This window comes from Poriferisphaera sp. WC338, assembly GCF_050931845.1.
Taxonomy (GTDB): Bacteria; Planctomycetota; Phycisphaerae; order Phycisphaerales; family Phycisphaeraceae; genus Poriferisphaera.
Window position 1 is genome coordinate 3,523,870 of sequence record NZ_CP194516.1, and the last position, 13,046, is coordinate 3,536,915.

A 13,046-nucleotide genomic window follows, 5' to 3' on the forward strand; every position below is an offset into this window, starting at 1 on the left:
TAAATCATCGTGCGCACTTTGATGCACGAACTTTTGTGACAAGGAATGCAACCGTGATACTCGCCCCAATGCCTCGTGAGTTGGATGTTGTTGGCAGCACACTGTCAATCAGCACAACAATGACTTTCACATATCAAAATCTTGAAGAAGCAGATCAGCAAACATATCGACATTTGCTAAAAAACGTGCTGACAATCTGCGGCGCTGATCCCGAGGCGACTGGAATTGATATTGCGCTTGGGATTGATGCGGATACCGTTGAGGAATCGCAGGGCTATACGCTGGTGGTGGATGAGAAGGGAATCAAAGCAACGGGACACGACGCAGCAGGTTTGTTCTATGCGATGATGACGCTGAAGCAGATGGCGAAGCAATGCAAGGGAACGCATGCACTACCAATGGTGCAGGTAAAGGATCATCCGGATTTTGCTGTGCGTGGGGTGATGATGGATATCTCACGGGACAAGGTGCCAACGATGGGGACGCTTCGGATGCTAGTGGACATGTTTGCAGAACTGAAGCTAAATCAGGTGCAGTTGTATATGGAGCATACGTTTGCATATGAGGGACATGAGGTGGTTTGGGAGAAAGCCTCGCCTATGACAGGGGTAGAAATCGAGCAACTGGATGCAATATGCAAGGAACGACATATAGAACTCGTCCCGAATCAAAATTCGTTTGGGCACTTGGAACGGTGGCTGAAGCACGAACCGTATAATCAAGTGGCAGAAGCACCAGAGGGCTACTGGCGAACAGATTTTCCAGATCCGTGGTGGGTAGCGCATCCGGTATCATTGTGTCCGATTGATCCGGGATCTATTGAACTATTAGATGACTTGTATGGAAAGCTCTTGCCACATTTTTCAAGCGGCCAATTTAATGTAGGAATGGATGAAACATTCGATCTTGGAAAGGGACGTTCGAAGGATGTTTGCGAAGATAAAGGACAAGGGCGGGTCTATCTGGATTACTTGTTAAAGGTGTATGAACTTGCGTCGAAGAAGTATGGGAAGCGGGTTCAATTCTGGGCAGACATCTTATTGCATTATCCGGAATTAGTGAATGAACTACCGAAGGATATCGTGGCACTGAATTGGGGATATGAGGAGGAGCATCCGTTTGACAAGGAGTGCAAGCTGCTAGAAGAGGCGGGCGTACCGTTCTATGTGTGCCCGTCGACGTGTACGTTCTTATGCATCATGGGGCGATGGGACAACACGATGGCGAACCTAAAGAACGCTGCATTTTACGGGAAAAAGCACGGTGCAGAAGGATACTTGATTACGGACTGGGGAGACAATGGCCATTGGCAGCCGCTATTGATGTCGTATCAAGGCTACGTGTATGGTGCGGGTGTGAGCTGGTGCGAGTCATCTAATCGTGAGTTAGATGTGGCCAAAGCGCTTGATGTGCTGGTGTATGATGATGCGGCAGGCGTGATAGGCGAAACGATTAAGAAAATTGGCCGACTTGAAGTACAGACACAAGCCACGAGCAAAAACATACTGGGCTGGACCTTGATGCGACCTGAGTGTGGGTATGCAGGTGGTGGAGAGGTGAAGATGCCTTGGAAAAAAGTCGGTCCGATGACAAAAGAGCTTTTGAAGGATGCCCACCAAACGATCTGCGAAGCCATACAGGATATTGAACAAACAGATATACAGATTCAAGTGGCAGATCAAGTGAAGCGTGAGTTTTTACTGGGGGCCGAACTACTGAAGCTATCCGCGGAAATGAATCTGGCACGCGTGGAAGAAGATGCGGCGATGTTTGAGGATATCAGCGCTAAGAAGCGGGCAGTGTTTGCGAAGACACTTGAGGACTATATCCCGCGCTACAAAGAAAGCTGGCTAGCGCGCAATCGCGAAGGCGGTCTGGCGGACAGCGTAGGCAGGTTTGAAACGATCTTAAATCAGCTTAAACAGTAGTAAGTCACAATGAAATTGCATGTTGATTCTATAGCCCGCTATTTGGCGGGCTTTTTTACGGGCGGCTATGATGGCTCTATGACTGACATGGAAAAAGCACAATTGGTTTGGGGCGATGACGGCGTACTACGTAGTGCAGTTTTTGATGATGTCTATTTTTCGATTGAGGGAGGCATGGATGAGACGGATTATGTCTTTTTGAAGGGGAATGATTTGCCGGGACGATTTGCGGGGCGGGATCGATTTGTGATTGCGGAAACTGGATTTGGGACGGGGTTGAATTTCGTGATGACGTGGCGAGCATGGCAGAAGGCGCAAGAGCGAGGAGAAGTAAGCAGAAACGCTGTACTTGAGTATATCTCATTTGAGAAATATCCAATGAGCGGGGTGGAAATACAGGAAGCGCTCGACGGGTTTGGTGATCTTTCACGTGAAGTTGAACTATTGGGTCTGGACTATCCAACAGCGCCGATGCGGGGGGTAAACAAGATTGATTGGCACGATAGGATTATGTTAACGCTGGTGTTTGGGGATGTGAACGATTGGATTGGAGAGATGCCGTTCAAGGCAGATGCATGGTATCTGGATGGGTTTTCGCCAAACAAAAATGAAGGGATGTGGACAGAGAGAGTGTTTGAATGGATGGGAAGATTGACGGCGAATGGGGGAACAATATCCACGTTTACGGCGGCAGGGTTTGTGCGGCGAGGATTAATGGCAGCAGGATTTACGATGAAGAAGGTGAAGGGGTTTGGGAAGAAACGTGAAATGCTGGCAGGTGAATTTAGTAGCAACATAGAAAACGGAGTGAACAAGTCGCGGGAAAGGAACCCATGGTTTTCTATAGGTAGAGCGAAAAAAGAAGCAATGCGGGCTCTGGTGGTAGGTGGCGGGATAGCAGGATGTGCTGCTGCGTGGTCATTGTCTAAGCGCGGGTTAGAAGTTGATGTGATCGAGCGCGATACGGTGGCGAGTGGCGGATCGAGTAACTTGGCGGGACTGTACCAACCACATCTATCAGTAGCGTGGAGCGAGCAAGCGGCGTGGGTGAATTCGGCGAATGATTATGTAGAACGGTGGCTGGTCAAGCATGGTGAAAAGTTTAATGATAAGTTATTTCATAGATGCGGCGTGTTTCACCCTGCCCTGACAGAGCGAGAAGAGAAGCGGTTTAAATCAATCTTGAAAGCACGGCATTGGCTGAATGATACAGTGATGCATTGGATGTCCAAGGAAAAAGCAGCAGAGATGGTTGGGTATGACTGCGCCTGCGGTGGATTGATGGTGGAGATGGGCGGATGGGTACGGCCAGGAATGTTGTGTAAGTTATTGTTGAATACGAGCAAGGCCCACGTACTTGAAGGAAAAAACGTGCTGCGATTGATTAAGGAGAAAGATAAATGGTCAGCGGAGCTCGCGGGAGGTGAAGTTATGGGGGGGTATGATGTCGTGGTGGTAGCGAATGCGATTGATGCGCGGCAGTTTGATTGGGCAGCATGTTTGCCGCTTAGAGTTGTACGCGGGCAACTTAGTGTGATGAATGCAGGGAGTGAATTGAAGTGCGCAGTAAGCGGTGGGAGCTATATTTTACCGGGGATAGAAGGGAAGACGGTGGTGGGCGCAACATTTGGGCCGGATGATTGGGAGGATGACGTGCGGGAGGATGACCATACGAAAGTGATGACAGGAATGCGGGAGGTTTTACCGAAATTAGCCGAGGCGATGCAGGGAGTAGAATGGGAGGGGAAAGTTGGGTTCCGATGTGTAGGAGAGGATCGGTTGCCGATGGTAGGGCGTATGCCTGAGGTTGAATTTTATAAAAATGCATATGATGATTTGAAGGATGGGAAAGCATGGAAGAATTATCCGGAGGGGCAAATGATTGAGGGGCTATATGTGAGTGTGGGACATGGGTCGCGGGGCTTAGTGTCGGGGATGTTGGGTGGAGAATTAATTGGTGCAATGGTGAAAGGAGAAGCCTTACCGGTGGGGAGGCGGGTGGTGGAGGCAGTGCATCCTGCGAGATTTTTAGTGAGAAAGCTAAAGCGAGGGGAAACATGATTGCTTTTGCAGATTCATATCTATCTGATGGCTAAACTGCTCGGTTCCGTATAAACAGGAAAAGCAGAATGACTTTTAGGACAGCACCGTTGACGTTCTCTACCACTTATTCTCGATGTTTTTTAGGGTTGCGATTACAGGGAGAATGCCACAGAATGGTGAGACAAAACACATGAGGGGGAGCACGTCGGCTTGTGTTGCGTCGAGGGGGATAGACGGGTTCCCTGGGAAGTCTGTAAGTTGTTTTTAGGGGCCGTAGCTCAATTGGGAGAGCGCTGCGTTCGCAATGCAGAGGTTGTGGGTTCGATCCCCATCGGCTCCATTCAGGATTACATGATCATGACATACCTATACATATCTATCAGCCATAACTAGGGCGGTGCGTGAAATCACATTGATCAAAGAGATATTGCTATTGCGCAGCTGAGGTCCGTAGTTGCAAATCAAGAAGACCTTGAGCGGCGTTTTTAGCTTCGATGATAAAGTCGTGATCCCCGGTCATGGTCATCATCATGATGGCCCCATTGACGAGTACACTAATCTGCTTGGCGAGCGCCGTGGGGTTTTGTGCGCCAGCATCTTGGCAAAGTTCAGTGATATAGAGACCAACAAGACGTTTGTGCTCAAGAATCGCGGCACGTGCAGCACAATTACATTCCATGAATTCAGCGGAAGCACGCTGGAAAAGGCAGCCGGTGAAAGTCTCGCACTTAGCAACATTGTGCATGATGTCGAAAAGCCCAATGAGCCTGTCACGAGGGTCGTCAGAATAATTTTTAACTTCGCGCATGAGCCAGTTACGAAATGATTCGTCAGATCGCCGAAGGACTGCGAGGATAAGTTCATCTTTGGACCGGAAGTGGGCGTAAAGAGTGCGCTTAGCGACGCCACTCTCTGAAAGGATACGATCGATGCCAACAGTTCTAAATCCTTCGTCTCGGAAGAGTTTGGCCGCGGTAGCAACTAATTGTTCGCGTTTTTCGGACATGATGACTCCAAGAGAACAATCATCATACACGGCTGGACATTCCATCCGAGTCAATTTTCTAGAACCAACCAAAAAAGTATACTGATCTGTCTATATTTTTCAATATATAACTCATTTATTTATATATAATCATATATTTAATTGAATTTTATCCTAAAAATCAATGCCAATTGGAATAGACAGACCTGTATACTTGTTTAACATGCGAGAGCAATGAGATAAGCCGCCAAAATAGCCGGGCCCATCTCACCGGCAAAGGCAAAAACATTGACCGTAAAGGAGATTCGCCACTGATATGAAGCCTTTATGCGCAACAGAATTTTTAGCATTAGTCAATTAACAATACTGATGTGTGTGGTCACAGCACCGGTGCGTTACCGGTGCTATTTTTTGCGCGCCATATCACGGACAAGGAAGCAATGAAGGCGTGAATGATGAATATGCAAGCAAAGAATTGTTTTCGGACGAAGTAATGACATAGCCTTGCTGCCAACGAAGAGGAATCTACCTTGGGGTGAAATCACATGTCGATGAAAGCACACGACCGGGGCCATTACCCGGACGAACCATACATACCAGCCAAGACGTCGCTTGTTGAATTGACGGTACGTGCGGTGGTGCTGGGCATCATTTTGTCGATCGTACTGGGAGCAGCAAATGTGTACTTGGGTTTAAAAGCAGGGCTCACAGTAGCAGCATCAATCCCTGCGGCAGTGATCTCGATGGCTGTTCTGCGATTTTTTAAAACATCAAATGTCCTGGAAAATAATCAGGTTCAGACAGCAGCATCGGCGGGCGAATCACTTGCGGCAGGCGTCATCTTCACGATTCCTGCCTTGGTCATCCTTGGCGTTTGGGATCATTTCCATTATTGGGAAACAACATTGATCGCGGCACTCGGGGGATTGATCGGCGTGTTCTTTACAGTGCCGCTAAGAAGAGCATTGATTGAAGGCAGCAAACTACAATACCCTGAAGGCGTGGCCACAGCGGAAGTCCTAAAAGTTGGCGATCAAGGCGCGGGGATCAAGTCACTACTTGGCGGAGGGGCCATCGGCGCAGTTTTCAAATTGGCCGATTCGGGGTTTGGGCTTTGGGCTGGTATTTACGAGGCCGCTGCACGTGTAGGCCGAACGCTTATTTATGGCGGGGTCAACTTGTCACCAGCATTGATTGCGGTGGGCTATATCGTAGGATTCAATGTTGCGATACTGGTGTTTATAGGCGGCACAATCAATTGGTTCGTAGCAATCCCGATTTATGTTGCCATGCATGGGTTGCCAGAAGCAGAATCAGCAGTTGACGCGGCTTACCAAGTTTGGTCTGCAAAAACACGTTACATAGGAGTAGGCGCGATGATTGCCGGGGGACTCTGGGCACTGGTGCAGATGCGCGGTAATTTATTTTCAGGCATACGATCATCACTTGAAGCATACCGAGCGATTAAAACAGATGGATATTCATCTATCGCACGAACCTCACGTGATTTGCCGATTCAATGGATCGGCTTGCTTTTAATAGTCTCGCTGATTCCATTGATTCTTATTTACCTCTACATCATTCCAATGGTATCAATCGCAGTCGCAATGGCGATCATCATGCTGATTGCAGGCTTCTTTTTTTCCGCAGTTTCGGCCTACATGGCGGGGTTGGTGGGATCATCAAACAATCCGATTTCAGGAGTCACAATTGCAACCATTCTGACTGCCTCGCTGATTTTGCTAGGCATGGGAATTGGCTCCGCTGATGGACCCGCGGCGGCCATTCTAATTGGAGCCGTGGTGTGTTGCGCAGCAGCCATTGGTGGGGATAATATGCAGGATTTAAAGTCGGGTTATTTGCTAGGCGCAACGCCTTGGAAGCAGCAGGCGATGCAAATGATTGGTGTGACGGCAGGCGCGGTGGTGATGGCGCCGGTACTAACGTTGCTGCTTAAAGCATATGGGATCGGACCACTATCTGTGCCTGGACAAAAAGCTTTAGCAGCGCCGCAGGCACAACTGATGGCGTCGGTGGCAGACGGTGTGTTTGCGAGAAATTTGCCGTGGTTATTTGTAATCACAGGGATTGTAATCGCAGTAATCATCATTGTGATTGATAGTGTGCTAAAGATGCGAGAAAGCAAATTCCGAATGCCAGTGCTTGCGGTAGCTGTAGGTTTGTATCTCCCATTTGAATTAGGATCGAGTATTTTCTTAGGCGGGATCGTGGCCGCAATGTCGAATCTTTATTTTGCAAAACGACGCCGAAAGGCAAAATCTGAAACACAGCAACGGGCGGTACAAGGGCATCAAGATTCAGCACAACGACGCGGACTACTTTTTGCGGCAGGATTGATTACAGGTGAAGCGCTGTTGGGTATTTTCCTTGCGATCCCGATCGTCCTGAATGAAGGCAACAATCCACTCGCCCTTGGATTGAAAGCATATGCGTGGCCGGGCGCAATACTGATGTTAGGCGTGTTGTATTTATTGTATCGCCTCTCAACACGACACACAGGTCGCGACTCAAATGATATTGATACTGCTTCCTAGCGATTAATCCGCATTAAAAAAAGCACACGCGATGCATGTGCTCTAATGGTTACTTGTTTGCAATATGATCTATGCTAAAGGCAGATCAATTAAGTTGGCTACAGCATATTCATAACTTTGCTTAAGTGAATCAAAGGGATCACCGGGGCAGACATCTTGCTCGATGACAAACCACTTACAACCGGCTTTTTCAGCAGCAGGGATGATCCTCTTGAAATCAAGATTTCCTGCTCCAACCTCACAAAAGGTTGGCTCGTCCTGATCATTGATGACATAATCCTTCACATGCAACAACGGCAAACGACCTGCTAGCTTGTTGCACCACACCACATTCTCACCACCACCATGATGAATCCAGTAGGCATCGATCTCAGCTTGAAGATACTTTGCGTCCACTGCGTCATAGATCACATCGAGGACGGTTTGATTATTTGTTTTACGAAACTCAAGACTGTGATTGTGATAGGCAAGCGATTTACCCGCCTTTGCCAAAACACGGCCAGCATTATCGAGATCGTGAATCAAGCTATCGATTGATGCTTTGTTGGACCAATCAACATCCGCAGGATATGGATACACCGCATGATTACAGCCAAGCGTTTCAAGTGTTTCAATAACACCTTCAGGCGATTCACGAATAATCTGTGGATCGATATGAATAGATGTGCAGGCTAATTCGTTATCAGCGAGCATTCTTGCCACATCAGTATGCTGAGTGTGTTCAAACGCGGTAAGTTCGACGGCTGTAAAGCCGATGCTTTTGAGTTTCGCGAGCGAGTCATTCAACGCTGCAGGCGTTTGGGTGTGATCACGGACGGTGTAAATTTGGACAGCGATTTGCTGCAACTTCATAAACGAAAATCCTTACATGCCGCACAAGATTGTTGGTATTTACTGAAACGTAACGGCGCAGCATATCCCAAAGCTCTTTCGCATTCAAGCATGTAAAAAGTAATTATGAATTTACATTTTGAAACATCAATTGGTAGATTCAGCGAGAGTTTCAAATCCCATCTCACCCAGCCACATACCCATATGCATGAGATGCAAACCATGAGCTTTACCATCGTTACCCTCAACACCGATGACAAGCAAATCGCCCGTAGCGAGACGACTAATCATCACGTGGTTTTCAGCAAGCTCTTCGCGGACCTGCTCACGTTCTTTCCGAACTGCGGCAACCAAATCATCGGCAGTTTCGTGTGTGCCAGCATAACCGTCTGGAGCAAGATAGCTGTGAGTTACAATAAAGCGTTTGCGACCCCTAGCAGCATCTTTGGCAAAACGCCTAAAATCTTTCATGTGGTTTGGGTTGACCACGTTCTTCTCACCATCCTTCACATAACCTGCATAAATAGAATCAGCCATCAGGATTGATTGGATCTGTTGGTAGTAACGACTATCTTTGAGAATTTCGCGGACAGCGCCGAAGCCAGCACTAAACGATGACAAACCGATACGCCCGATACGGAGTTCCTTACCACCTGCTGAAACCTCTTTCACACACATTAAACCCTCCAACAATACACGATCAAAGAGGTCCGTGTCGTCGGTAAATGGTCGTTTATAGGCACTACTTAATCCATTGAGTGTCACTGCGACCACAGCAACATTGAGTTGCTGCTTGTTAACAGCACGTGTGACGACACGGGGCGAGCCGTGAAAATGCACGAGCATATCGATGTGGCCATTCTTAAGGTTGAGATGATCCGGCACAAAGATACGGCCGAAAGAAAGGTCGTGCCAAGTACCACCCTCATTGGCTTGAGATGCAGCATTGATGTTGGCTGAACCAATAATTACGAAGACTAGTATAGCTATAGCGCTGGATATTTTAGATCGCATCACACTCTCCATGTAGCTTGTTTGCTTGAATGAATCACTCTCTATAAACCGCATCATACCGATGCCAGTGCAGGGATGGAATACTTTCTCGCGCAACCCTGCCTGAGAGGATTTAAAGCGATAAAAAAGCAATTTTCTGACATGAACAAACAGGCAAATAAAAACCGCCAGCAAAAATCCAGCGGTTTGAAAGTCATGATGAAGTCTTGCTTATCCGAGAGACGACAGCTGCTCTGTGACGGTGGCGAGCTCAGTTTCAGCTTCGGTAAGTTGATCCTTGGTTTGCTGGACAAGATGGGCGGGTGCTTTGTCAACATAGCTTTTGTTGGCAAGGCGGCCTTTAAGCGCGCTAGCACTTTTCTCAAGTTCGGTTTTGCGTTTATCGAGACGCTTACGTTCGGTGTCTGCATCAATGAGTGCGTGAGCGTAGATTTCGATACCCGCCGCGGCGCTTGCGGCGGCATCGTCGGGTTTATCGATGTTGTCGCCGTGGGCATTGATCTTGGCGTTAGCGAGGGCTTCGAGGAAGCCGCCGGCGATGATGTTTTTCAGATCGTCACTGCCGCCCTTAAGGCTGATGGCGATCTGATCGCGTGGGGCAACTTTGTAAGTGGTTCTCATCTCGCGAATGGCGCTAACGACTTCTTGCATTTTCTCGAAGTTGGTGACAGCGTTCTCATCAGCAAGAGAAGCGGTGAGTTTTGGCCAGCTCGTTTTCATGAGCAGGTCGTGCGTGGGCATGTCGATGCCGACGATAGCGCGGACGGGCATAACTTCGCGGAGCGCTTCCCAGAGGCGTTCGGTGACGAAGGGCATGGACGGGTGGAGGAGGCGGAGAGAGATGTCGATGCAGGATGCGAGGATGCATTTTTGCTGCGGATTTTGTTGGATGGTGGGTTTGACGGCTTCGATGTACCAGTCGCAGAGATCCCGCCAGAAGAAGTCATAGAGAAGCTGTGCGTAGACGGCGAACTCATAGTTTTCGAGGGCGGTAGTGGCGTCTTTGATGACGGTTTCGAGACGGCTGATGATCCAGCGGTCGGGGGCATCTAACTCATTGCTAGAGGGATCAAGTTCGGAGGTAGGGTCGGCACCTTCTGCAAGGTTGCCTAGGGAAAAGCGAACCGCGTTCCACATTTTGTTGGCGAAGCGTTGGCCGAGATCGAATTTTTCGCTGGTGTTACGTGCGGCGGGAGCGTCGCCGGTGGGCTTGCCCAGGCCGGAGGCGAGGCCATAGGAACTGACCATTTTTTTGCCATTGTGATCTTGTTCGGGGGCGGCAACTTTGTGACCACCAGAGGCAGTGATGTATTTGGGTGTGAACGTGTCGCCGGTGTGCGGATCGACCATGTCGACGGGGAGACGGACGTCTTGTGTTTGGGTGGTCATTGCAGTGAGGGTATAGCGCATGGCGTCGGAACCATGCGAATGGATAATGTCGAGCGGGTCGACACCATTGCCGAGGGATTTGGACATTTTCTGCCCGTGGCCGTCCTGAATCATGGCATGGATGAAAACGTTTTTGAAGGGAAGTCTATTCATGAAATAGACGTTGAACATGACCATTCGGCTGACCCAGAGCGTGATGATCTCACGCGCGGTAGAAAGAACATTGGTCGGGTTCCATGTCTGGAGCACTTCATTTGCAGCGTCGGCTTCCTTATCGTTCGTCCAGCCCATAGTACTCATCGGCCAGAGCGCGGAGCTAAACCACGTATCAAGCACGTCCGGGTCCTGCTCGAAGCCGAGGTTTTCAAGAAGCTGGACCGCATCATGATCGTCTTCACTGCGAATGCAGATGTAGCTGCCGGCAAGATCGACCTGACGCTCGTTACCTTTCATGTTGGCATCAGTGTGCTGAAGCGTTAGGCGGTCCTCGTTGCGCATGTGGACGAGGGTTTCGATCATGAGCTTGAGTTGCTCGTCTGTGCGCTCGTCAATTTTTTCATCGTGTTTGAAAGACCAGACGGGGATGCGATGGCCCCACCAAAGTTGGCGGGAGATGCACCAGTCGCGGATGTTTTCGTGCCAGGTTTGAAAGGTTTTGGCATAGCGAGTTGGGTGGAAAGAGAGATTGCCCTCCCATTGGCCTTCGGGGGCGCGGCCGTCTTTGGCGATGAAGGAGTCGCCGGATTTCCAAACGCAGCCATCGAGTTCCTGACGTTGCTCTTTCTCCATTGCCCGGAGAGCGGCCCCTGCGAGACGATCATCCGCAACCTTCACATACCACTGATCGGAAAGCCAAGGCTCGACAGGAACGTGTGAACGATAGCTGTGGCCGACTGCGTGTCGATGCGGTTTGATGTCTTCGAGCAGGCCTCGCTCTTTGAAGAAACGGACGATGTATTTGCGAGCTTCTTCACGGGAGAGGCCAAGGACATTGTTGAGTTCTTCGACGTTACAGTTGGACCAATCACCATCGAGTTCTTCATCATCCCAACCGTGGTCTTTGCTGATGGCACCGTCGGGGCCCATGACATTGATGGCAGGCAACTCATGACGCTGACCGATCTCGTAGTCGTTCGGATCGTGGGCGGGGGTAACTTTGAGGAAGCCACTGGCCATTTTTGCTTTGGCATCATCACTGTCGGGATCGGGGATCACCACATAGTCGTCGGCGATGATCGGGATGATGCGGCCGACGATGGGGAGCTGCACGTGCTTGCCAATCAGTGATGCACGCGGCTCGTCTTTCGGGTTCACGGCAACGGCGGTGTCGCCGAGCATGGTTTCGGGTCGCGTGGTGGCAACGGTCGCGAACTCACCAGTGTTTTCCCATTCGCCATCATCATTCTGTTCGACCACGGGATACTTCATGTACCAGAAGTTGCCATCGACATCTTTCATTTCGACTTCGTCGTCGGCGAGTGCGGTTTGCGTCGCGGGGTCCCAGTTGACCAGACGCTTGCCGCGGTAGATGAGTCCGTCCTTAAAAAGTTTGTAGAAAGCTTCACGGACAGCTTTGGCGCACTGCTCGTCCATCGTGAAACGCTGACGATCCCAATCGCAAGAGCAACCCATGAGCTTCAGTTGCTGGGTGATGGTTTCTTCGTACTCGTCTTTCCATGCCTGAATCTTGCTGACGAATTCACCGCGTTCGAAGTCGGTGCGTTTTTTGCCTTCCTCCGCGAGGACACGTTTTTCGACAACTGTCTGCGTGGCGATGCCGGCATGGTCGGTGCCGGGCATCCACATAGCGTTCTTGCCGAGCATGCGGTTGTAGCGGACCAGAACGTCCTGAAGGGTGTTGTTCAGGGCGTGTCCGAGGTGGAGTGCGGCGGTGACATTGGGGGGGGGAATGACGACGCCGTAGGGCTTGCCGGGATCGGTGGGTTCGGCGTGCCATGCTTTTGCGGCATCCCATTTTTCGGCGACTTGTGCTTCGACGTTTTCAGGGCGGTATTGAGGGGCGAGCTGGCCTTGGGCGTGGGTGTTCTGTTGCTCGGACATATTCTTAAACCTTTGTTAATTCTGCAATTGCAGCCTACACGGGTGAGGTGTGGGCCGACGATGTTTTTGTTCAATGTGAGTTTATACACCCTACGAGAGAACCGCGCGGGGTGATTGATCGCGGGGGCCTGCCCCTCAGCTAACGGCGACGCCGATCGCTACGTGACTTTGGTGGATCTGCCTGATCATAATGAGAGGCATTATAGCAAGATCAAATCCACACACCCAGCGTCCTCATTC

The 13,046-nt window shown here is 49.9% G+C and carries 7 protein-coding genes and 1 tRNA gene; 4 read left to right on the forward strand and 4 right to left on the reverse strand.

What is annotated here, in order from left to right; all coding sequences use genetic code 11:
- The first annotated feature begins 53 nt into the window (after window positions 1–53).
- The 3 genes from ACQ6WK_RS14615 to ACQ6WK_RS14625 all read left to right on the forward strand — a co-directional run bounded on the left by ACQ6WK_RS14615 (window position 54) and on the right by ACQ6WK_RS14625 (window position 4,311).
- Complete coding sequence (locus ACQ6WK_RS14615; protein ID WP_432798123.1) at window positions 54–1,928, forward strand: glycoside hydrolase family 20 zincin-like fold domain-containing protein; 1,875 nt, start codon at window positions 54–56, stop codon at window positions 1,926–1,928.
- Window positions 1,929–2,006: 78 nt separating this feature from the next.
- Complete coding sequence (mnmC, locus tag ACQ6WK_RS14620) at window positions 2,007–3,989, forward strand: bifunctional tRNA (5-methylaminomethyl-2-thiouridine)(34)-methyltransferase MnmD/FAD-dependent 5-carboxymethylaminomethyl-2-thiouridine(34) oxidoreductase MnmC (RefSeq protein ID WP_432798124.1); 1,983 nt, start codon at window positions 2,007–2,009, stop codon at window positions 3,987–3,989.
- A 249-nt stretch (window positions 3,990–4,238) separates the two neighbouring features.
- Window positions 4,239–4,311, forward strand: a tRNA-Ala gene (locus tag ACQ6WK_RS14625).
- Window positions 4,312–4,401: 90 nt separating this feature from the next.
- Here the strand turns inward: ACQ6WK_RS14625 and ACQ6WK_RS14630 are convergent.
- Window positions 4,402–4,977, reverse strand: coding sequence for a TetR/AcrR family transcriptional regulator (locus ACQ6WK_RS14630; protein ID WP_432798125.1), 576 nt, complete (start codon window positions 4,975–4,977; stop codon window positions 4,402–4,404).
- Window positions 4,978–5,501: 524 nt separating this feature from the next.
- Between ACQ6WK_RS14630 and ACQ6WK_RS14635 the strand changes: the two genes are divergently transcribed.
- Complete coding sequence (locus ACQ6WK_RS14635) at window positions 5,502–7,511, forward strand: OPT family oligopeptide transporter (protein WP_432798126.1); 2,010 nt, start codon at window positions 5,502–5,504, stop codon at window positions 7,509–7,511.
- A 69-nt stretch (window positions 7,512–7,580) separates the two neighbouring features.
- Here ACQ6WK_RS14635 and ACQ6WK_RS14640 read toward each other — a convergent pair whose 3' ends face one another.
- The 3 genes from ACQ6WK_RS14640 to ACQ6WK_RS14650 all read right to left on the reverse strand — a co-directional run bounded on the left by ACQ6WK_RS14640 (window position 7,581) and on the right by ACQ6WK_RS14650 (window position 12,806).
- Window positions 7,581–8,363, reverse strand: coding sequence for a sugar phosphate isomerase/epimerase family protein (locus ACQ6WK_RS14640; protein WP_432798127.1), 783 nt, complete (start codon window positions 8,361–8,363; stop codon window positions 7,581–7,583).
- Between the two features lie 126 nt (window positions 8,364–8,489).
- Window positions 8,490–9,356, reverse strand: a complete 867-nt coding sequence (locus ACQ6WK_RS14645; protein WP_432798128.1) for a hypothetical protein — start codon at window positions 9,354–9,356, stop codon at window positions 8,490–8,492.
- A 210-nt stretch (window positions 9,357–9,566) separates the two neighbouring features.
- Window positions 9,567–12,806, reverse strand: a complete 3,240-nt coding sequence (locus tag ACQ6WK_RS14650; protein WP_432798129.1) for a valine--tRNA ligase — start codon at window positions 12,804–12,806, stop codon at window positions 9,567–9,569.
- Window positions 12,807–13,046 lie beyond the last annotated feature (240 nt).